Genomic DNA, 21,838 nt, shown 5'->3' with positions numbered 1-21,838 from the left:
ATTTACATATTATTAAATAGTGCGAGTTGCGATACTGGGCGAAATATTGGCAGCGCGTTTAGCCGGCGCTAATACTGCAAGTAAACTCATTAAAAATACGGCAATGGCGGTAACGGCTATATAACTTGGCGGTAGTGCGGCTACAGAAAAATACTGCATTAACATTTTCCCAAGTAGTATTGCTGTTACTACACCTAAGGCTAAACCTAGGCTACAAATTAATGCATTTTCTACTAAAAAGTAGCTAACAATAGCTGACTTTCTTGCGCCAAGTGCTCTGCGTGTACCAATTTGCTTAGTACGTTTGCTAATATTAAATAAGGTTAAGCCAAAAATACCGAGAGCGGTTATAAGCACTAAAATAGTGATTAATACTATGAGCATGCGCATCATAAGGCGATCTTGAGCGGTATACTCATTTTTTAATTCATCAAGCCCTTTAATGTTGTTAATAACGCGTTTGCTGTAATTTTCGAGCATGGCATTTTCTATTTCTTTCATTACAGCTGCTCGCTGACCAGGCTTAGTACGAACGGCAACTTGTGCATAACTTGCTGCTTTAATATAAGGAATTAACGCAAGATTATCGGGTTTACTGTCTTTGAGCCACGGGCCTTTCATGTTTCCGATCACGCCAATAATTTTAAGTGGTAGGTCGCCAAAATAAACTATCTCCCCTAAACCATCTCCCTCAGGATAGAGCTCATCAAGTAGGGCTTTAGTGACTATAGTGACGTTGGTGCGCTTTTGTGTAATTTCGTTTGTAACGAGCACTTCATCTTCGGTAAAGTTTCGCCCTGCAATTAAGTTAACGCCGTAGGTATTAATTGCGTGGTCATCTATAAAAAAATAAGCGGTCCTGACACTTAGGCCTTCTTGTGGAGCAGGTTTTAAATTAAAGCTCGAAGCGCTGCCACTCCCTGATAGTGGAATACTACTGCTTAATGCGGCATCGACCACGCCTGGCATTTTTCTAAGCATGCTTTCATCAAGCTCAAACTGCTGGCTTAAGTTAATATCAGTACCAAAGGTCATTACATTAAACTTAAATATATCTTGCTCAGGGTAGCCCGTTTCTTGGTTTAAATAGCTAATTCTATCTTGAATAATAAACGCAGCATTACTAACTATAGCTGTAGTAATTGCAATTTGAATTAGTAGTAATACAGCGCCCACCTTTGAGCGGCATAAGGCGTTAAATATAGGTTTTATTTCTAACATTGTGACATTCCTTATTGGCTCTTAAGATAAATAGCAGGATTGGTTTTACACACTAACCAAGCTGGGTACAAACCAGCTAAAATGCAGGTTGTAATTGCAATCAATGGGGCGCTCAATAGCATGGTTAAATCCATTGTCGCTAAGTTTTCATAGTAGTCGTAGCTTTGCCCTACGCCCATTAAACCAAGTTGTGCTAGTACAATTCCTAGCATGCCACCTATAAAGCCAAGCATGGCGACCTCAACTAAGTGCTGTAAAAATATTTGCCTTTTACTCGCACCTAATGCGCGTCTTACACCTACTTCTGGCGCTCTGCGTAAAAACTTAGCTAAAAGTAAACCTAAAATATTGGCTAAGCAGACACCTAAGAACATAAAGCTCAGGCCCACTAAAATTTTATTGTCTTCGGTGACGACGTTGTTGTATTGCATCCATTGGTTTACATCGCGAAGTTTATACTCAAGTTCTTTACGATTAAATCGACCACGTTTTTGTTGTTCTTGCATATAGGCTAATAAGTAATTTTGATAGGCTTGTTTTTGTGCAAGCGTATTTAGCTCTGCCCAAAACTGGATCCATACTTGTTCAGATTGCAGTTTATCTGCAAAGGTTGGTGTGTTTTCGTGTTTCCATCCATTGCTATTGCCCCAACTTACTAGCTCTTTTGTCTTTATTAAGCTAAAGGGCATAAATAACTCTTCTACTTGATTAAATGCACCGTTATTTAAATCATAATATTTAATATTGAGAGGCCAATGTTTAATAACACCAACTACTTGATAGCTTGCATCATCTAAGTAAATCAGTTCTCCGACAGAGTTTTTTCCAGCAAATAGTTTATCGTTTATCTCTTGGGTAATAACAACCACAGGTGCGGCAGAGTCTTCTTGCTCTTTGCTCCAAGCCCCCCCGTATAAAAATGACAAATTAAACATGCTAAAAAAGTCAGGCGTTGTCATGCGAGCATTACCTATAAAAGGTTTTATTTTGTCGGAGTCTAAATAAACTGAAAAGCCGGTACGCATCATAGCCACTTTTTTCTCTGACGTGGGTGCGTTTAATAAGTTCTCTGCATCTTGATAGGTCAGTTGCAGTGGTATGTTATCTTCTGTCCACCACGTACTACCATCGTCCATTGTTTGTAATTGCACACTGTAAAGTTGGCTGCTTTTTTCAGGGATAGGATCGGCTGACATCATGTGATAAACACTAAGGCTGGTCATTGTTATGCCTATACCTATCGCAATGGCAAGTACCATTAAAAAGCTAACCAGTGGGGTGCGCTTGAAGCTGCGCCAACTTAAATCTAAATAATGAATAAACATTAGTTAAACCCCCGTTGCTATTTTTATAGTTTGCGCGCCTTGATAAAGCGTAAAGTCGGCAAGTTGCCCATCAACTACTTGAATATTACGCGGAGCACGGCGGGCTAATTCGCTATCATGCGTTACCATTACAATAGTGGCACCGTCGCGATTGATTTGTTCAAGTAACTCCATAACTTGGCGAGCCATTAAGCTGTCAAGGTTACCTGTTGGCTCATCGGCAAGTAAAAAACGAGGTTCACCAGCAAGCGCACGAGCTATTGCTACACGTTGTTGCTGGCCACCAGAGAGTTGTTGAGGTAAGTGTTTAGCGCGAGATGCTAAACCAACTTGTTCAAGGCATTGCTCAATTCGACGTTTTCGCTCATTTGCTTTAATCCCTCTATAGCGAAGAGGAACTTCTATGTTTTCATATAAATTTAAATCGGGGATCAAATTAAAGCCTTGGAATATAAAGCCAATTTTTTGATTTCGTAAATCAGCGCGTTGGTTATCGTTTAGGCTGCCAACATTAACGCCATCTAACAGGTATTCACCTTCGTTAAAAGGCTCGAGCATACCTGCAATATTTAAAAAGGTTGTTTTTCCTGAGCCGCTAGGACCGGTAACAGCAATAAATTCGCCTTCGTTTACTTGCAGGTTAAAGTCTCGAAGCGCATGGGTTTGTACCATTTCTGTTTGGTATACTTTACTTACATTGTTCATTTGTAACATGGTTGTTCCTAATTATTTTTAGCGTTGGTTGAGAACGTCTGTTTAATTTAATAAAATCGTATCGGCTTGCTTAAAGTCGCTGTAGCTTGAAATAATAATTTCATCGTTTTCTTTAACACCGCTTAAAAGTTCAACCGCATTAATGCTGGTGGCGCCTATTGTAATAGGTATACGCTTTGCAATATTGCCTTCTACCTTATAAGCAAAAATTCCGCCTTGCTGCATAAAAGCACCGCGTTTTACCTGCATTACACCTTCTCGGTTGTCGAGTAAAATACGTGCAGTTAAGCGTTGGTTTTGACGAATGTTGTTAGTAACACCTTTAAATCGGACGCGTGCTGTTACTTCACGATTATTAACTTCTGGTGATATGGCGGATAAATTCCCCCTCACTGTTTCATTGCCTAACTTAAGCTCTACTTCCATACCGAGTCCTAATTCGTTGGCGTAACTTTCAGGTACTTGAAGTTCCGCTTCGAAATTACTTAAGTCGACGAGAGTCATAAGAGGTTGGCTTTGCGTCACTGCGGCTTTTTGTTGCACTAATAGGTTACCCACGATCCCAGTAACGGTAGCCTTAATAGATAGGTTGCTTACTTTTCTGATTAAATCATCAACAATAAGTTGTTGGCGGGTCACATCACTTTTAGCAGCTTGTAGTTCAAAGGCGAGCGTGTCTTTGGCAAGCAATACCTCTTGTTGTGCATGTTTATACGAGAGCTTAGCTCGGGATAAATCATCAACTGCTTTTTCAAGATCAATTTGGCTAATTAAGTGCTTTTGAATTGATAACTGTGCCCGGCGATTTTCGCGCTCAGCGGCATTAAGCTCAACTTGTGCCATATCGAGTGTTTTATTTAAAGTGAGTGTTTGGCGTCTTGCTTGCAAATGCTGCCTTTGCTGCTCGCCTTGTAGTCGTTTAAGCACAGATTCTTGTTGCTTTAATTCGTTAGTTAACTCAGGGCTTTGTAGCAGGGCAAGTGTGTTGCCTTGCTTTACTGTATCGCCGGCCTTTACTTTTAAATCTATAAATCCACGTTCTGGACTGTAGATTTTAGGAGCATTAGCAGCAACAATTTTACCACTGGCGGCAATATCTCGAATGAGCGCTTTAACATGTACTTTTGCAACCTGTACTTTTGAGCGGCTAATAGAGCTTTTAGCGCTATGGTTAGTTAAAAAAATATAAGCAACTGTAGAGACCACAATGAAAACAATCGCAGTGATTATCGCGTATTTTTTATAGCTTATAGGTGCCTTTACTTGTACGTCTTGTGCGCTGGTATCTTTAATCATTTAATTCCCCCTACATTGCTTTTATGTATTTTTCGCACAGCAGTAATAAAGCTGCTGTGCAAATGGCGGCAATAGGAGAGAGCAAAAATAAGCTTAGAGTAAACATGGTAATTCCAATTAGCGATTATATGTAAAGCTATACGATTAATATGCCAACTACTATCACATTGATATTAAAGTGCTTTTTATTTTTTGTTCTTGAAAATGATGTCCGCGGACAGTTTTTATGTCCGCATCGGACACCGCTTTAAATAAAAATTCACTATTAATGTACAAAAAAGGACATGAACTTTCATAACTATACTAATGAGCAGCAATAATCGGGGATGTTAAGCCATTAAAGTAATGAAATAGCATAAAACTATCTAAATGTTAACTGAATAACCCTTCATTTGTTGAATACTTATTCACTTTTGCTTACCTTTACGTTTACGTAAGCTGCAACTTTGAGCGCTTGTGTTTTTTACAATATGTTAAACTTGACACCAGTGTCATGAAAAAATAGTGGTTAAAATAACGCTAAATGTTAAAAATAATGATAAAAAGAAATCTTGCTATGAAGTGAGAAATATTCAAGAATGTGAATATGTATTCAAAGTGCTATTGACTCTATTTAAGATAGAGGCTAGTTTTGTCCGTCTGTTAGCAAATCGTCGAGCAGTTCATCCACGCTAACAGTGCAGCAAGGGGAGGGGTCTATGTTATACGACTCAAAGTTAGAAAAAGAAAATTGTGGCTTTGGCTTAATAGCCCAAGTTAATGGTCAAGCTAGTCATAGGCTTATTCGTACTGCTATTACGGGGCTTGATTGCATGCAGCACCGTGGCGGTATATCTGCCGATGGTAAAACAGGTGATGGCTGTGGTTTATTATTACAAAAACCAGATAGCTTTTTCCGTGCAATTGCCAGTGAACATAATTGGCACTTAGGCAAAAACTACGCAGTGGGTATGATATTTTTAAATTCAGACCCTGTTTTAGCACAAGCTGCAAAACAAATACTTAGCGAAGAATTAGAAAAAGAAACGCTAAATATTTTAGGTTGGCGTGTCGTACCAACCGACCCATCTATGTTGGGTCCTATTGCTGTACAGCAATTACCAGGTTTTGAACAAATTTTTGTTAGCGCGCCAGAAGGTTGGCGTTCTAAAGACTTAGAGCGTCGCTTATATGTAGCACGCCGCCGCGCTGAAAAGCGCATTGTTGATGATGAAGCTTTCTATATCGCAAGTCTATCTGGTTTGGTAACTATCTATAAAGGCTTAATGATGCCTGCGGATTTACCTAATTTTTACCTAGATTTAGCTGATATTCGTATGACGAGTGCGATTTGTGTTTTCCATCAGCGCTTTTCTACTAATACTCAGCCGCGTTGGCCTTTAGCTCAACCTTTCCGCTATTTAGCACACAATGGTGAAATTAATACTATTGAAGGTAACCGCCAGTGGGCACGCGCACGTTCTTATAAATTTGCGTCACCGCTTATTCCTGATTTACAAAGCGCAGCGCCGTTTGTAAACGAAACCGGTTCTGATTCATCAAGCCTAGATAATATGCTTGAGCTATTTTTAGCTGGCGGCATGGATTTATTCCGCGCTATGCGTATGCTCGTGCCGCCTGCATGGCAGAAAAACCGTGCAATGGACGACGATTTACGTGCATTTTACGACTTTAACTCTATGCATATGGAACCATGGGATGGCCCGGCAGGTATTGTTATGTCGGATGGTCGTTTTGCGGCGTGTAACCTTGACCGTAATGGACTTCGCCCAGCACGTTATGTAATTACACAAGATGGTTTTATTACGCTTGCATCAGAAGTGGGTATTTGGGATTACACTGCCGATGAAGTGGTTGAAAAAGGCCGTGTTGGTCCAGGTGAATTATTAGTTATTGATACTAAACTTGGCAAAATCTGGCACTCGGATGAAATCGATCAAGATTTAAAATCTCGCCATCCTTACAAGTCATGGCTTGAAGAAAACGTTAAACGTTTAGTTCCATTTGAAGAACTTACTGAGCAAGACGCTGGTAATCGCTCATTTGATGACGAAACGCTAGCTAAATATCAAAAAATGTTTGGTTATACCAACGAAGAGCTTGATAGCGTTATTCGTGTAATGGGTGAAAACGGCCAAGAAGCGACAGGCTCAATGGGTGATGACACGCCATTTGCTGTGCTTAGTGAAGGGCATCGTTCACTTTATGATTACTTCCGCCAAAAATTTGCGCAAGTAACAAATCCACCTATCGATCCACTACGTGAAAACCATGTAATGTCGCTTGCAACCTGTATTGGTAGTGAGCAAAACGTATTTAACGAAACAACGGGCCACGCTAAGCGCCTACAGTTTGATACACCAATTTTAATGTACGCAGACATGCAGCAGCTATTAAATGCTGATGAAGCGCACTACAGCTACTGTAAAATTGATATTACCTATACAGTTGAAGAGGGTTTAGAAAACGCGGTTACGCGTATTTGTGACCAAGCACAAGAAAAAGCAGCTGCGGGCTGTATCATGCTTATTTTAACTGACCGTAACTTTGATGAAATAAATTTACCAATTCCAGCAGCTATGGCTGTAGGTGCGGTACAAAAACGCTTAGTTGATAACAACTTGCGCTGTGAATCAAATATTATCATTGAAACTGGCAGCGTGCGAGATGCGCACCAGTTTGCTGTGCTATTAGGTTTTGGTGCTACGGCAATTTATCCATACCTTGCGTATGAATCGTTAGTTGCGATGAGCGACAGCAAAATTATTGATAAGTCGTATTGCGAAGTGACCCTTGCTTATCGTAAAGCCATTAATAAAGGCTTGTACAAAATTATGTCTAAAATGGGCATAAGTACGGTTGCGTCTTATCGTTGTTCAATGTTGTTTGAAGCGGTGGGATTATCTGATGCGATTATTGAAATGTGCTTTAAAGGCGTTGCAAGTCGTATACAAGGTGCATGCTTTACCGACTTTGATGACGATCAGCAAAGTTTGCACAAACTTGCTTTAAGTAAGCGTAAATTATTAAGCCACGGTGGTTTATTTAAGTACGTTCACGGTGGTGAGTATCATGCTTATAATCCAGATGTTATTCAAACCCTGCAAAAAGCGGTTCGATCAGGTGATTATAAAGACTACAGTGCGTACGCTGATTTAGTTAATAATCGTCCAATTGCGACTTTGCGCGATATGTTAGCGCTTAAACTACCTGAGCAAGGTATAAGCATCGATGAAGTAGAGTCTGCAGAAAACCTATACAAGCGTTTTGACTCAGCGGCAATGAGTATTGGTGCGTTATCACCAGAAGCTCATGAAGCGCTAGCAATTGCAATGAACCGCTTAGGTGGTTGTTCAAACTCGGGTGAAGGCGGTGAAGATAAACTGCGTTATGGTACAGAGAAAAACTCGCGTATTAAACAAGTCGCTTCAGGCCGATTTGGTGTAACGCCTCATTACTTACGCAGTGCTGACGTTATTCAAATTAAAGTAGCGCAAGGTGCAAAACCAGGCGAAGGTGGACAATTACCAGGTGAAAAAGTAACGCCGTATATTGCTAAACTTCGTTATTCGGTACCAGGTGTTACGTTAATTTCGCCACCACCGCATCACGATATTTACTCAATTGAAGATTTAGCACAGCTAATTTTCGATTTAAAACAAGTAAACCCTAAAGCACTTATTTCTGTAAAACTTGTTTCAGAGCCAGGTGTGGGAACCATTGCAACAGGTGTTGCTAAAGCATATGCCGATTTAATTACTATTTCTGGCTACGACGGCGGTACAGGCGCAAGCCCACTTACTTCTGTTAAATATGCGGGTAGCCCATGGGAGCTTGGACTTGCTGAAACACAGCAAGCACTAGTTGAAAATGGCCTTCGTCATCGCATTCGCCTGCAAACAGATGGTGGCTTAAAAACAGGTTTAGATATTATTAAAGCGGCAATTTTAGGTGCTGAAAGCTTTGGCTTTGGTACTGGTCCAATGGTTGCCCTTGGGTGTAAATACTTACGTATTTGTCACTTAAATAACTGTGCGACCGGTGTTGCAACACAAGACGAAACACTTCGTCAAAAGCATTATCACGGCTTACCAGAAATGGCGATGAACTACTTTAAGTTTATAGCGCAAGAAGCGCGTGAAATTATGGCAAGCTTAGGCGTTGCAAATTTAACTGACTTAATTGGCCGTTTAGATTTATTAGAAGAAATTGAAGGCAAAACTGCAAAGCAGAAGAAAATTGATTTATCGTCTGTTATTGCTCAGCCGAACAACCCAACTGGCGAAACGCTTTATTGTAGTGCGCCTAACAGTTCGCATTATCTAGGTAAGTTAAACGAAAGTTTATTAGCTAAAGCGCAAGAGGCAATTGATACGTCAAGCGGTATCTCGCTTGTGAGTCGTATTTGTAATACTGACCGCTCTGTAGGTGCAATGCTTTCGGGTTATATTGCTGATAAACACGGTAATCAAGGGATGGCGGCAGACCCCGTAGCAATTGAATTACACGGTACGGCGGGTCAATCGTTTGGTGTTTGGAATGCCGGTGGTCTTGAAATGACATTGGTTGGCGATGCTAACGATTACGTAGGTAAAGGCATGGCAGGCGGTAAGTTAGTTATTCGTCCACCACTTGGCTCATCTTTTGAAAGTCATAAAGCAACCATTGCTGGAAACACATGTTTGTACGGCGCTACAGGCGGAAAACTTTTTGCAGCGGGTTGTGCCGGTGAGCGCTTTGCAGTTCGTAACTCAGGTGTGCAAGCGGTTGTTGAAGGTGTAGGTGACAACGGTTGTGAATACATGACCGGTGGCGTTGTGTGTGTACTTGGTAATGTAGGTGTTAACTTTGGCGCGGGCATGACTGGTGGTTTTGCTTATATTTTAGATGAGCGAAATGATTTTGAAAAACGCATTAATCCAGAGCTTGTAGAAATAGTAACACTAGACGAATTAACGTCACATCAAGAGCATTTACGCGGCTTAATTGCTGAGCATTTAGAGCTTACGGGTTCGTGCAGAGCTGAAAGCATTTTAGCTAACTTTGAACTGTACTTACCGATGTTCAAATTAGTAAAACCAAAATCAAGCGACGTAAAAAGTTTACTCGGGCATCGCGCTCGCAGTAGTGCCGAACTACGTGTTCAGGCGCAATAAGGGGGCAGTATGAGCGAAAATGTATATCAATTTATAGACGTGCAGCGTGTAGACCCACGCAAAAAACCAATCTCGTCACGTAAAAAATCTTTCGTAGAAATTTACGAACCCTTTTCAGAGAATCAGGTTAACTCACAAGCTGATCGTTGTTTAGATTGTGGTAACCCGTATTGTGAGTGGAAGTGCCCAGTACATAACTACATTCCACAATGGTTAAAGTTAATACGCACAGGTCGTATTATAGAGGCAGCTGAGCTTTCACATCGTACAAACAGTTTACCAGAAGTGTGTGGCCGCGTTTGCCCACAAGACCGTTTGTGTGAAGGCTCGTGTACATTAGATGAAGAGTTTGGTGCTGTAACGATTGGTAATATTGAAAAATACATTACCGATGAGGCATTTAAAATGGGCTGGAAGCCTGATATGTCTTATGTAACTTGGACCGACAAAAAAGTAGCTATTATTGGTGCAGGCCCAGCTGGTTTAGGGTGTGCTGATATTTTAGTTCGTAACGGCGTAAAACCAGTGGTGTTTGATCGTCACCCAGAAATTGGCGGACTACTCACGTTTGGTATTCCTTCTTTTAAACTTGAAAAAGAAGTGATGCAAAAGCGCCGTGAAATTTTCACTGAAATGGGCGTGGAGTTTAAGTTAAATGTTGAAGTAGGTGTTGATATTACGCTTGATCAAATTTTAGCTGATTACGACGCCGTATTTTTAGGAGTTGGTACGTATCAAAGTATGCGTGCAGGTCTTGAAAATGAAGATGCACCAGGTGTTCACGATGCACTCCCGTTCTTGATTGGTAACACTAACCGTGTAATGGGCTATGACGAGACTAAGCAGCCGTGTATTGATATGGCTAACCAAAAAGTAGTTGTACTTGGTGGTGGTGATACAGCGATGGACTGTGTGCGTACGTCTATTCGTCAAAATGCTGCAAAAGTAACGTGTGCTTATCGTCGTGATAAAGAAAATATGCCTGGTTCTAAACGTGAAGTTAAAAACGCCAAAGAAGAAGGCGTTATATTTACCTATAACGTTCAGCCTAAAGGTATTGTATTGAACGATAAAGGTAAAGTAACTGGCGTTAGAATGGTTAAAACTAAATTAGGCGAACCTGACGCAAATGGCAGAAGTCGTGCTGAAGAAGTACCTGGTTCAGAGCATGTGATTGAAGCTGACCAAGTTATTATGGCATTTGGTTTCCAGCCTCACAAAATGGATTGGTTAGAAAAATACGATGTAGAAATAAACCACTGGGGCGGCATTAATGCACCAGAACAGGGTGAATTTACACATCAAACAACGAACCCTAAAATATTTGCTGGTGGCGATATTGTGCGTGGTTCAGATTTAGTGGTAACCGCTATTTTTGAAGGACGTAATGCTGCAGAAGGTATTATGGATTACTTAAAAGTTTAATTGTTCGTATTAATAAAATAAATAAGAAGCAAGCCAACTGGCTTGCTTTTTTTATTGTTTGATTCGAATGTAATGCCAACGTAGTTAGCCACAAACGGTATTATATTAATATCACCTGTAGCATAGCTTGCTTTAGCGACACCTTGAGCTTTTACCTTTAGTGTAACTACCAAGAGGGATTATTTTGCTTTAGTGAGGGTATGCTTGTTTCGAGCTAAATACGGATGCTTTGGGCATCTATTAAGCAGCCTTGAGGGTTAATTTATACATGCAAACTTTACGCTTTACGTAACCAACACAAGGGTACAGGCATATACTTATAGCAACTCGAGTTTTTGGATTTTCAGCAGTACTAGCTAACGTTATTTGGCCATAATCTGTAGCTTCTTTTGTTGCTTAATATGCTATAACTCTTGTTTGCATCGTTGTATAAATACTTTGATCTGAAGAGTTAATTGATTGGTTGCTTGTCTAAATACATATATACAGTACCGTTAACACCATCTTTAACTGCGAGTGTTATACCACTACTTTTACTATTACTCAGTACTATTAGTGCGGGTAGTGTGGGAATAAAAAAGTAAACTTATTTATTTTTTAACTCTTAATGTTATTGCATTATCCCTAACAAAGGTAAGTAATGGTTAAAGTATTCGCTTTTATCAACCCGAAATAACTAATCTTAAGAGTTGATTTAAATATAAAGTTGGTCCATTATCGCACGCTGTTTACGGTTTGCTTACTTTTTGTCTACAAGTAAGCTTTTATATATTAATAAAATAAATAGAAATTATGTACGAATATTCAAACAAGTCGGAAAGGAAACTCATTGTTCGATTCTTCTCTTCAATAGGGTTTATAGCAACGTTTTCTATGGCTAGCTTAGCATTTATTAATAGCAGTTATTTATTAGCGTGTACCTTGGTTGTTTCTTCGTTTGTTTATTTATTGGCATTTAGCATAAGTAGGGGAGTAGAGAAGTCAGGCACTATAATTTTATACAACCTTTATGCACTAATGTTTTACCTAGTCCTCACTGGTGGAGCACAAGGAACAGGGCCTATATGGATATTCATAGTGTCTCCAGTTACTTATTCAATACGCGGACTTAAGCGAGGTACATTTGATATAATTTTGTTTTTATTAGCGATTGTTTTAGGCTTTTACTGCGCTGATACATTCAATATATATGACTATAGTCCGGAACAGTTTCCTATCAGAATCATACTCGCTTTTATAATTGTCGCGTCGCTGAGTGGCTACTACGAGTTTTCAAGAGAAAAATACAGCAGTAAAATAATTGCTTTGAGTCAAAAGAATGAATTTTTAGCAACTATAGATCCACTCACCAACCTGCCAAACCGTCGCTATACCATGAATAAGCTTGTGGCTTTCAAAAGTGAGCTGAAAGATAATAATACTCCTTTTGTAATTTTATTAGCTGATGTAGATAATTTTAAAAAGATTAATGATCAATTCGGCCATGATTTTGGCGATGAAGCACTTATTCAGTTAGCTAAAACCTTTGATAAAAGTATTCCAAAAAATGCGATTGCATCACGTTGGGGCGGAGAGGAGTTTTTAATTGTTATTCCAGATGCAACAGTTGAGCAGGGGGAGCAAGTTGCAGAAAAAATCCACAACACCCTTAAAGCTTCAGTTGTGAGCTTATTTTCAGATAGTACCAATATTACGCTAAGTATTGGTGTTATCTCTGCAAGTGCCGAACGCTCAATTGATCTTGATATCAAGCGTGCTGATGAACTACTTTATAAAGCAAAAGCGCAAGGTAAAAACAGAACGTGTTCTTCTTAAAAGTTTATCTACTTTAATCCATTGAAAACGAATCAAGTGATGGCTTTATTTTAGCCTTTCTGCGCTTTACGCTCATGTAACACATTGCATTACAGACAATCTGCATTGTAATTAATAGCCAATAACTTATGCCTAAGTCACTTAGGTTATTTATTTTTTCGCTAGTAAAGTAATAGGCTACAGCGATTATCTGAAGAACTAAAAAGCTATTTAAAAACCTCAGTAAACGCTGTTTAAAGTAAGTATGCTTATATTTACTAAAAATAATTAAACAGCTGCTTAGCGCTAATAAAAACCAACTTAAAATGATACAAAAATTAACTAAAGTACTGTGCATTATTTAATCCTTCAAAGCTCTATTAACCAATGTTAGGCATGGGCCATTATTAGTTCTTTAGCATTCGCTTTAGCTGTTTTACTGATATTATCACCACCAAGTAAGCGAGCTATTTCATTAATACGACCATCTTTATTCAAAGGCAGCATATGAGTGAACGTTTCGCCTTGTGCTATTTCTTTAGCTACAAAAAATTGTTGGTGTGCGCTACTAGCAACTTGCGGTAAATGGGTAACACAAATCACTTGAGTAGACTTACCTAACTGGCGCAATAGTTTGCCTACGGCTGATGCTGTAGGGCCAGAAATACCTACATCAACTTCATCAAAAATAAGCGTTGGGGTTGTTACTTTTTGGGCAATAATTACCTGTATAGCAAGGCTAATTCGCGAAAGCTCACCACCTGAGGCTACTTTAGCTAACGGCTGAAGTGGTTGCCCCGGATTAGTTGATACTAAAAACGACACATTATCGTACCCTAAGCTATTAGGTGCGCGGCTACTCTCTTGAGTTAAAGCTATTTCAAATACACCGTTTTCCATCGATAAATTAGCCATGCTTTCACTTATTAGTGTGTTAAGTGTATTAGCATACTCATAGCGACTTTTACTTAGTTCATCGGCAGCTTGCTTATAACTAATTAACGCGCTTTCTATTTCTGACTCTAGTTGCTCCAGACGATTACTATTATTACTTATTGACTCAAGCTCCTGAGCAATCGATTGATGAAACTCAACTAGCTGCTGTGGTTTTATGTGATGCTTACGCGCTAAATCCATCGCACCGCTTAGTCTATTTTCTACTTCACCTAAACGAGCAGGGTCTAAATCTGCTTGCTCAGTATAATTTCGAACTTCACGGCTTGCTTCTTCAACTTGTACTGCGGCTTCACTAAGGAGGGCTGCTACGCCTGCTAAGCTTTCGTCGTATTGAGCCAGCTCAGCGAATTGTTGGGCACTGTGCTGCAGCATTGAACAAGCATTTTGTTCATCACTTTCATATAAGTATTGTAATTCACGTTGGCACGATTCTAATATTGTTTGGCTGTTACTAAGTTTGTAATGCTCGGCCTCAATTAAATCAAACTCACCTTCTTGTAAGGCAAACTCATCGAGCTCTGCAACTTGGTATTCTAACAATTGTTTTTGCGCTGCTTGTTGCTGCTGTTGTTGCTCTAAATGTTTAAATTCTTTTTGTAAGTTAGCAAACTGTTTATAGTTGTTATTTACATCATTTACTAAGTGGTGATGCCCTGCGTAGGCATCTAAAAGCTGTAACTGATGCTCAGCTTTTAATAAGTGTTGGTGGGCATGTTGTCCATGAATGGATATTAAATATTGACCAAGTTCTTTTAATTGTGATGCGGTAACGGCACTGCCATTAATGTAGCTTTTACTGCGTCCATTTTTGCAAACAACACGACGTAATAAACATTCATTATCGTCATTGTTTAGCATATGTTGCTCTAAAAACGATTGTGCTAGCGGTAAATCTGTTAGGTCAAATTGAGCGCACACTTCTGCTTTATCAGAGCTTGGGCGCACTGCTGATGCTTCAGCTCGTTCACCTAAACATAATGATAGCGCATCAATAGCAATAGATTTACCAGCACCTGTCTCGCCAGTGATCGCGGTCATACCGCTGCGCCATTCTGTGCTTAAATTACTAACAATTGCAAAATTTTTAACTTCTAAACCAATTAACATACTGTTTATCCATCCAGTCAATTAACTGTTAATTTATACAGTGTTTTGGTTTTTTGCAAATTAATTTTTTATTATTTATGCAACGCTTACATCTTGAGTAAATTGTGTATCAGAAGTTTTTGGGGAGGTATCAATTTGATCATCAACAATATCAGTAGCTTGTATAACGTCTTCGGTTTTAAGTAGCCCGATAAGTGGAGGTAAAGTATTTAGGTAAAAACTCTTATTGTATAAAATTCCTTGCTGAGGTAACTCAGATACAAAGTACTGTATATTATCAATCAATGGCTGGATTATATTCGTTTGATTAGTTTTAATTAACTCGTTGGACAACGTATTAATTAGTAGGTCAGCGGTATCTTCAAGTTGTTGCAAATTCTCGTCTGTATGCGATTGCACAACAAAAAAATTATTTACAATAGCTTGAATACGAGGAACGTATTTTGGGCGAATTATTTTAGCATCAAGAAGATTATTAAGCTTTGCTTTAAGGCGTGAATTTACATGCGAAACACGTTCATTAAATAGCTTTTTTCTAGCTTCGATTGCTTTTTTGCGATTACTCTCAATTTTGAGGTAACTGTATAAAAGTGTAATTAATAGCAGTAAAGCAAAGAATACTACATAAGTCATTGCTACTCGTTCCTAAATTATTTGATTATTATTTTAAGCCGCCATTTTGCTTTATAGTACTAAATTTGGCAATAAAATTAGTACAAACGACTACCCCAATTTAGTTTTGTACGTAAAACGTTGTAGTACGAGTAATTTTTTGGATGAATTAAGCGCAATTGTTTATCCGCTTTTTTAATTACTACCTCATCGCCGGGTAATACGGCAAGCACAACATGGCTGTCGCAACTTACCTGTAGGCTATCTGTATTTTCTAGGCTTAGCTTTAAGCGTACTTCGTTATCGGCATCGACCACTAAAGGTCTGCTAGATAAGGTATGAGGAAACATAGGCACTAACGATATTGCATTTAGCTCTGGCGTTAAAATTGGCCCGCCACCTGAAAGTGAATATGCCGTAGAGCCAGTAGGGGTTGATACTATTAAACCGTCAGAGCGCTGAGAAAACACAAAGTCATTATTTATAAAAGCTTCAAACTCAATCATATGCGCTACTTTATCGGCATGAAGTACCGCTTCGTTAACGGCAGAATTTGCACTCTTTAATTCGTTGTGGCGATATACTTCTACTTCTAATAAAAAGCGTTTTTCTTCAAGGTACTCACCACTGAGGACTTGCTCTAAGCTCGCTTCAAACCCTTCAGGGTTTAAATCAGTTAAAAAGCCAAGGTTACCTCTATTTACTCCAATTACAGCAATGTTAAAGCGCGCAAGCACGCGTGCAGCACCAAGCATGTTACCGTCACCGCCTACAACAATAGCTAAATCGGCTTGTTCTCCTAAGTCGACTAACTTAACAAGTTTGTCATGCGGGATATCGTCTAATTGACTCCCTGTGCGTTTTTCTACTATTACCTCAAAACCAAGCGCAAGTAAAAATGTATGTAAGCGCTGAAGGGTAGCAGCGGCTCCCGGGTGATTAGGTTTGCCAATTAGGCCTATGGTATTAAAAGGAGAGTCCATAATGTACGCACAAAAAGATTTAGTAATTGTAGAGTAACTCAAAACAGAAGTGTTTGAAAATACAGATTATAGCAATATTATAAACCTTCAATTTTATTCGCAGTCAGTTAACTGCACGACTTGAAAAACAACTAAACGCCCCGATATCTCTTTCATGCAACAAGATGTAGATACCATGAAACTAAACTCACGAGATCAGCAAATTTTTTCAGCTGTTATGAACATGTACTGTAATGGTGAAGGCTTGCCTGTTCCATCAACAAAAATTGCCAAGCTCAAAGGCATGGCAGTATGCTCGGCTACGGTTCGTAATGCTATGGCTCGCTTAGAAAAAGTGGGGCTATTGTATTCACCTCATACATCTGCAGGACGAGTGCCCACAAATGAAGGGTTTGATTATTGGTTTGACGAGTTTTTTCCACTCGCTGACATTGCTAATTATTGGCAACCAGAGCAATCACAACTCGTTGAACTAGCACATGGTTTGAGCCAAAAATACCAAATATGTTGTTGTGTTGGTTTACCACAAGTCAGCTCGCAGCAAGTGTTTAGAGTAGAAGTGCTTGATTTTGATTCTACCGACTGGCTTATTCTATTAATAGACAGGGCTGGGCAGAGCCACAACATTTGTATTGATAAACCTCATGATTCGTCAGATTCTGTTCGTTATCAGTTTGCAACATGGTTGAATACCGTATTTAGCCAACAAACTCTTATGGAGGGTTTGTATCGTATGCAGGCGATGGCAAATACAGCGCCTCGAAATTGTCACGATTCGCTTAATCAATGGACGCGACAACTAAGTCAAAAATTAGGCTCAGATAACAGTATTGTTGTTGGCGAAAATTACCTCTATAAACAAATCGATTGTGAGCAAAGTTTAAATATTGGCGTTTCGTTTTTAAATTATGTAGAAGATAAACTCGCTTTTAAAAACGGTGTATCGGTACTTAATAGCGAAAAATTACCTTTTACTGAGTGCGATGAATTGATTGTAATAAGTGTGCCGTACTTTCAAAATCAAGAATACCAAAGCCGCTTTTGTATAATTTGCCCTAAATCAGCGCAAATTGAAGAAATAATCCAAGAATTTAAATTAATTGAGACATCTAACTCTTGAATCTTTTTATTCAATCCCCATAATTACCGCAGTTGAAAAGAATTGGAGCACGTATTTTATGTCTGAGCAGACACAAAACCCTGAGCAAGAAGTAGAATTAAACGAAGAAATTTCTAAAATGCAGGCTGATGTAGAAGCAGCAGTAGAAGCCGCTGATCAACATGCCGAGGAAGAGCAAAGCCCTGAGGCAGAGATAGCTATGCTATATGCAGAGCTTGAAGCTGCTAAACAAACTATTGCTGATCAAAAAGATGGTGTTGTTCGTGCTGCAGCAGACGTAGACAACATTCGTCGTCGTGCAGCACAAGATGTAGAAAAAGCGCATAAGTTTGCACTAGAAAAATTTGCTAACGAATTACTACCTGTAATTGATAATCTTGAGCGTGCTATTGAGTTTTCTGATAAAGAAAATGAGACTTTAAAGCCGTTGCTTGAAGGTATCGATATGACAGTTAAAAGCTTTAACGATGCTGTTGCAAAGTTTGGTGTTGAAATTGTAAACCCACAAGGTGAGCAGTTTAATCCAGATTTTCATCAAGCAATGTCAATTCAACCAAGTAACGATGTAACACCTAATACAGTACTTGCTGTTATGCAAAAAGGTTACACATTGAATGGTCGTTTATTACGCCCTGCAATGGTTATGGTTTCTAAAGCTGCTGATGCTTAACTAATTTAAGGTTATTAGCTTTGATAAAAATGCCTCATATTGAGGCATTTTTTTTGTCTTTTTTATAGTGAATTAACTGTACGAGCATAGTAAGCAAAACAGCGCTAAACATTAAACTTGAAAACGGCACTGCGCTTTTTGCATGCATAATAGCGAGTAGCGGGCCAACTAATGCGCCACTGCCAAAACGAAGTGTGCCAATTACGGCCGTTGCCGTGCCTGTGTTTTTTTCAAACTTCATTAATATTAGCGAGTCAGCATTACTTGCAGTGACGCCTAAGCTCATCATTAATGGCGCAATAGCAGCCACAATATAATAAAGTGATAAATGCAATAAGCTAAATGTTAACAAAGCCAGCCCCGATACAAATCCAAATGTAAGCCCAATATAGAGCATTTTTCGAGAGCCCAGCCTTGGTACAATTCGCGTATTTAAAAAGTTACCAAACATCAGCGCCATTACGTTAAAGGCAAATAACACACCAAATAACTGTTCTGACACTTCATATAAATCTAAATAAATAAATGGTACTGAGGTCAAAAAGCAAAAAAATCCAAACGATACAAACATAGAACTGAGTATGTCGGCACGTGCATCTTTATTACTGAGTACTGTTTTATAGCTATCAAAAAATAGAGCGAGACCCTTTTTTTCGTTTTTGTGAATAGGAATATCAATTAGATACACTTGCACAAACGCCAATATTAAAAAGCTATACCCAGCAAGAACCAAAAATATGGTTGACCAAACAGAAAATCCTAAAATAAACGAGCCAACAGAGGGGGCAACTAACGGCGCTACCATCATAATCATCGACACATACGACATTCCCTTAGCTGTATTTTGCTGATAAATATGGCGAATAATACCCGGTACTACTACCGTTGCTGCCGCTCCCGTAAATGCTTGCACTGCTCGAAGAGTCCAAAAAGCATGGATTTCGGTGGTAAATGCCAGTGCAAGTGAGCTTGCACCAAATAAGGTTAAGCCGATACGTGCAAGCTTACGGCGGCCAATTTGATCGGCAATGGGGCCAAAAAATAGCATCCCTAATGAATAGCCTGCTAAGTAAATACTCAACGATATTTGTACATTGGGCATATTAGTGTGTAAATCGTTTGCAATTACCAGCATGGCAGGTAAGTACATATCTATCGCCAATGGCGTAATCGCCACGATACTGGCTAATAAAGGCAATAAAATACGGGTATTAAAAGACGAGGCTGAGGCGTCCATGTGTAAACTCAACAATCACTAAAAACAAGGGTTATAGTGTAACAGGGCATTGTATTTGGATAAACTTAGTTTGCCCGCTAAGTTTATCGTCATATTGCTTTTTTTTAATATAACGGTACATAAAGCAAATATTTTAAATTGGTACTGTGTTTGCTATTCTACAAGCAATAAAAAATTCATTACTTAAGAGAATTATCATGAAAAAACTAGTACTTGCAGTATTAGCGACAGCCGTTTTAGCCGGTTGTAAAACGTCACCAACAGGACGTACTCAAATAGCGCTTTACTCAGATCAACAAATGAGTGAAATGGGTACTGCTAGCTTTGCAGATATGAAAAAAAGCCAACCAATTAATAAAGATGCTAAAACAAATTCTTATGTAAATTGTATTGCTGAAAAAGTAGTCGCTGTATTACCAAAAGAATACGCGTCGCAAAATTGGGAAGTAGTGGTATTTGAAGATGAATCTGCTAACGCTTTTGCATTACCTGGGGGTTACATTGGGGTTCATACGGGCTTACTAAAAATAGCCACCAATCAAGACCAACTAGCAACAGTACTAGGGCACGAAGTAGGGCACGTAATTGCTGAGCATTCTAATGAGCGTGTTTCACAAAGCTCTATTTTAGATACCGGTATGCAGCTTGGTAGTGCTGCACTTGAAATGGGTAATATTCAATACCGTAACGAAATTATGCAAGGCTTAGGTTTGGGCGCACAATATGGAGTTGTTTTACCATTTAGCCGCTCTCACGAATCAGAAGCCGATACTATAGGTCTGGATTTAATGGCACAGGCGGGGTTTAATCCACAAGAGTCGGTTACACTTTGGGAAAATATGAGTGCAGCGGGCAGCGGTACAACCCCTGAGTTTTTATCTACTCACCCAGCGCCAAGTAACCGTATTAAAAATCTACAAGCGCAAATGAGTAAAGCACTTAGCGAGCAAAGCACTGCTAAAGCACAGGGTAAAAACCCACAATGCACACTGTAGTTAAGCGCTTTACTATCTGAAGTAGTGTACGTTTAGTATTAATGCGTAATTAAAATAAAACCCCTGTAAGTATTTTACCTACAGGGGTTTTATTTTAGTTTTTAAGCGTGGTTATTCAGCAGCAAGTGCTTGTTTAAATACATTTTTAAAGCGTTCGAAATCTTCAATGTGCGGCAGGTGCCCTAAATTATCCAGTTCAAATAATTGTGCGTCAGGGATAAGTGTTGCAGCGTGTTTGCCTAATTTATCATATCGACCAAGCTCGTAATCAACACCGTCTTTTTTCCAGTTACGGCCAGGGCCGGTTCTATCGCGTGTACCAATAATTAATTTAACCGGTACAGTTAAATCTTTAAATTCGGTTATTACAGGTTGAGTGAAAATCATATCGTATGTTTTTGCATTTACCCATGCCATTTGTTCTTTATCCGGGCCTTGTATTTGCCCTGTTATAAAGTCGGTTAAGGCTGAATATGTGGCATTCCACTTACCATCGTAGTAATTTTTTTGTTGGTATTTTCTTACGCCTTCTGGCGTTTTTGAAAATTCGTTTTTATAGAAAAAATTTGTATCTTTGTAATCAACATACTGCAGGTAGTTTTCAAGCCCAATAGGGTTAAGTAAAATTAATTTACTTGTTGTGTTTGGGTACATTAATGCAAAACGACTCGCTAGCATCCCACCCATAGAGTGCCCTAATACAATTGACTCTTTTATATTAAGTGAGTCCATTAACGCATGAGTATGATGAGCAAGAGCCGCAAATGAATACTGGTAATTAGTTGGTTTAGATGATTTTCCAAAACCAATTTGATCAGGAATTAATACGCCGTAGCCTAAAGATTGCAGGTATTGCGCAGTGGTAGTCCAGTAATCTGCATTAAAATTTTTGCCGTGCATAAGCGTCACTGTAGGCATGTCGGATTTGGTAGGCTTTAAGTAAATATAGGCCATTTTAAGAGACTGTTTTTGTGACTCAATGTTAAAGTAATTTACTTTAAAGTCGTACTGATAACTGCTTAAAAGTGCATCATAAGAAAGTGAAGAGGTATCTTGCGTTGTGCTCGCTAATGCATTGTTTGTTAATAACAATAAAGTAGAAAAGCAAATAACTTTAATCGACGACATTTGGTTACTCCAATTAAGGACAAATAATATGAGCTCTAATATATAAAACTCAGAATAATTCATTATAGTAACCAAACATTAAGTACTATTCAATTGAG

General features: G+C 39.1%; 16 protein-coding genes. 6 read left to right on the top strand and 10 right to left on the bottom strand.

Translation table 11 applies throughout. The features are described from left to right. Window positions 1-12: 12 nt before the first annotated feature. The 4 genes from H5116_RS06905 to H5116_RS06890 are packed head-to-tail and all read right to left on the bottom strand — an operon-like array spanning window position 13 to window position 4,556. A complete protein-coding gene (locus H5116_RS06905) occupies window positions 13-1,221 on the bottom strand; it encodes an ABC transporter permease (protein WP_182715816.1) in 1,209 nt (402 codons plus the stop codon). Between the two features lie 11 nt (window positions 1,222-1,232). Next, window positions 1,233-2,546: an ABC transporter permease gene (locus H5116_RS06900; protein ID WP_182715815.1), complete on the bottom strand. Its 1,314-nt coding sequence runs from the start codon at window positions 2,544-2,546 to the stop codon at window positions 1,233-1,235. A 3-nt stretch (window positions 2,547-2,549) separates the two neighbouring features. Next, window positions 2,550-3,260, bottom strand: a complete 711-nt coding sequence (locus tag H5116_RS06895) for an ABC transporter ATP-binding protein (RefSeq protein ID WP_182715814.1) — start codon at window positions 3,258-3,260, stop codon at window positions 2,550-2,552. A gap of 42 nt (window positions 3,261-3,302) precedes the next feature. Continuing rightward, window positions 3,303-4,556 carry an efflux RND transporter periplasmic adaptor subunit gene (locus H5116_RS06890; RefSeq protein WP_182715813.1) on the bottom strand — a complete coding sequence of 418 codons (1,254 nt, stop codon included), beginning with the start codon at window positions 4,554-4,556 and terminating at the stop codon, window positions 3,303-3,305. A gap of 698 nt (window positions 4,557-5,254) precedes the next feature. Here H5116_RS06890 and gltB point away from each other — a divergent pair. From gltB to H5116_RS06875, 3 genes are all read left to right on the top strand, one after another. Then, window positions 5,255-9,712, top strand: coding sequence for a glutamate synthase large subunit (gene gltB / locus H5116_RS06885; protein ID WP_182715812.1), 4,458 nt, complete (start codon window positions 5,255-5,257; stop codon window positions 9,710-9,712). A gap of 9 nt (window positions 9,713-9,721) precedes the next feature. Beyond that, complete coding sequence (locus tag H5116_RS06880) at window positions 9,722-11,137, top strand: FAD-dependent oxidoreductase (protein WP_004335378.1); 1,416 nt, start codon at window positions 9,722-9,724, stop codon at window positions 11,135-11,137. A 792-nt stretch (window positions 11,138-11,929) separates the two neighbouring features. Continuing rightward, window positions 11,930-12,952, top strand: coding sequence for a GGDEF domain-containing protein (locus H5116_RS06875; protein WP_335676254.1), 1,023 nt, complete (start codon window positions 11,930-11,932; stop codon window positions 12,950-12,952). A gap of 13 nt (window positions 12,953-12,965) precedes the next feature. On the opposite strand, the gene H5116_RS06870 is transcribed toward H5116_RS06875, so the two are convergent. The 4 genes from H5116_RS06870 to nadK all read right to left on the bottom strand — a co-directional run bounded on the left by H5116_RS06870 (window position 12,966) and on the right by nadK (window position 16,590). Continuing rightward, complete coding sequence (locus tag H5116_RS06870; RefSeq protein ID WP_182715811.1) at window positions 12,966-13,289, bottom strand: hypothetical protein; 324 nt, start codon at window positions 13,287-13,289, stop codon at window positions 12,966-12,968. A gap of 32 nt (window positions 13,290-13,321) precedes the next feature. Then, window positions 13,322-14,995, bottom strand: coding sequence for a DNA repair protein RecN (recN, locus tag H5116_RS06865; protein ID WP_182711572.1), 1,674 nt, complete (start codon window positions 14,993-14,995; stop codon window positions 13,322-13,324). A gap of 75 nt (window positions 14,996-15,070) precedes the next feature. Beyond that, window positions 15,071-15,628, bottom strand: a complete 558-nt coding sequence (locus H5116_RS06860) for a hypothetical protein (protein WP_182715810.1) — start codon at window positions 15,626-15,628, stop codon at window positions 15,071-15,073. A gap of 77 nt (window positions 15,629-15,705) precedes the next feature. Then, window positions 15,706-16,590 carry an NAD(+) kinase gene (gene nadK, locus H5116_RS06855; protein ID WP_004335384.1) on the bottom strand — a complete coding sequence of 295 codons (885 nt, stop codon included), beginning with the start codon at window positions 16,588-16,590 and terminating at the stop codon, window positions 15,706-15,708. Window positions 16,591-16,744: 154 nt separating this feature from the next. On the opposite strand from nadK, the gene H5116_RS06850 reads away from it, so the two are divergent. Continuing rightward, a complete protein-coding gene (locus tag H5116_RS06850) occupies window positions 16,745-17,710 on the top strand; it encodes an HrcA family transcriptional regulator (protein WP_182715809.1) in 966 nt (321 codons plus the stop codon). Window positions 17,711-17,768: 58 nt separating this feature from the next. Next, on the top strand, window positions 17,769-18,380 hold the full coding sequence (gene grpE, locus H5116_RS06845) for a nucleotide exchange factor GrpE (protein WP_024597391.1): 612 nt from the start codon (window positions 17,769-17,771) through the stop codon (window positions 18,378-18,380). 34 nt (window positions 18,381-18,414) lie between these two features. On the opposite strand, the gene H5116_RS06840 is transcribed toward grpE, so the two are convergent. After that, complete coding sequence (locus H5116_RS06840) at window positions 18,415-19,617, bottom strand: Bcr/CflA family efflux MFS transporter (protein ID WP_182197406.1); 1,203 nt, start codon at window positions 19,615-19,617, stop codon at window positions 18,415-18,417. Window positions 19,618-19,814: 197 nt separating this feature from the next. Here H5116_RS06840 and H5116_RS06835 point away from each other — a divergent pair, with 197 nt between their 5' ends. Further along, window positions 19,815-20,612, top strand: coding sequence for a M48 family metallopeptidase (locus H5116_RS06835; RefSeq protein WP_004335391.1), 798 nt, complete (start codon window positions 19,815-19,817; stop codon window positions 20,610-20,612). A 111-nt stretch (window positions 20,613-20,723) separates the two neighbouring features. Here the strand turns inward: H5116_RS06835 and H5116_RS06830 are convergent, their stop codons facing one another. Then, the gene (locus tag H5116_RS06830; RefSeq protein ID WP_182681085.1) at window positions 20,724-21,740 is read right to left on the bottom strand and encodes an alpha/beta fold hydrolase; all 1,017 of its coding nucleotides are present in this window, start codon (window positions 21,738-21,740) and stop codon (window positions 20,724-20,726) included. Between the last annotated feature and the right edge of the window lie 98 nt (window positions 21,741-21,838).

Source organism: Pseudoalteromonas sp. SG45-2 (genome assembly GCF_014164115.1).
Classification (GTDB): Bacteria; Pseudomonadota; Gammaproteobacteria; order Enterobacterales; family Alteromonadaceae; genus Pseudoalteromonas; species Pseudoalteromonas distincta.
Note: the sequence above shows the minus strand (reverse complement) of the source record. Positions and strands in the feature narration are given on the sequence as shown.

Coding starts and splice junctions, on each gene's coding strand:
- H5116_RS06890 (WP_182715813.1), bottom strand. CDS start 4,556: ATGATTAAAGATACCAGCGCACAAGACGTACAAGTAAAGGCACCTATA.
- H5116_RS06850 (WP_182715809.1), top strand. CDS start 16,745: ATGCAACAAGATGTAGATACCATGAAACTAAACTCACGAGATCAGCAA.
- H5116_RS06880 (WP_004335378.1), top strand. CDS start 9,722: ATGAGCGAAAATGTATATCAATTTATAGACGTGCAGCGTGTAGACCCA.
- H5116_RS06905 (WP_182715816.1), bottom strand. CDS start 1,221: ATGTTAGAAATAAAACCTATATTTAACGCCTTATGCCGCTCAAAGGTG.
- H5116_RS06900 (WP_182715815.1), bottom strand. CDS start 2,546: ATGTTTATTCATTATTTAGATTTAAGTTGGCGCAGCTTCAAGCGCACC.
- recN (WP_182711572.1), bottom strand. CDS start 14,995: ATGTTAATTGGTTTAGAAGTTAAAAATTTTGCAATTGTTAGTAATTTA.
- H5116_RS06875 (WP_335676254.1), top strand. CDS start 11,930: ATGTACGAATATTCAAACAAGTCGGAAAGGAAACTCATTGTTCGATTC.
- H5116_RS06840 (WP_182197406.1), bottom strand. CDS start 19,617: ATGGACGCCTCAGCCTCGTCTTTTAATACCCGTATTTTATTGCCTTTA.
- grpE (WP_024597391.1), top strand. CDS start 17,769: ATGTCTGAGCAGACACAAAACCCTGAGCAAGAAGTAGAATTAAACGAA.
- H5116_RS06895 (WP_182715814.1), bottom strand. CDS start 3,260: ATGTTACAAATGAACAATGTAAGTAAAGTATACCAAACAGAAATGGTA.
- H5116_RS06860 (WP_182715810.1), bottom strand. CDS start 15,628: ATGACTTATGTAGTATTCTTTGCTTTACTGCTATTAATTACACTTTTA.
- H5116_RS06870 (WP_182715811.1), bottom strand. CDS start 13,289: ATGCACAGTACTTTAGTTAATTTTTGTATCATTTTAAGTTGGTTTTTA.
- nadK (WP_004335384.1), bottom strand. CDS start 16,590: ATGGACTCTCCTTTTAATACCATAGGCCTAATTGGCAAACCTAATCAC.
- H5116_RS06835 (WP_004335391.1), top strand. CDS start 19,815: ATGAAAAAACTAGTACTTGCAGTATTAGCGACAGCCGTTTTAGCCGGT.
- gltB (WP_182715812.1), top strand. CDS start 5,255: ATGTTATACGACTCAAAGTTAGAAAAAGAAAATTGTGGCTTTGGCTTA.
- H5116_RS06830 (WP_182681085.1), bottom strand. CDS start 21,740: ATGTCGTCGATTAAAGTTATTTGCTTTTCTACTTTATTGTTATTAACA.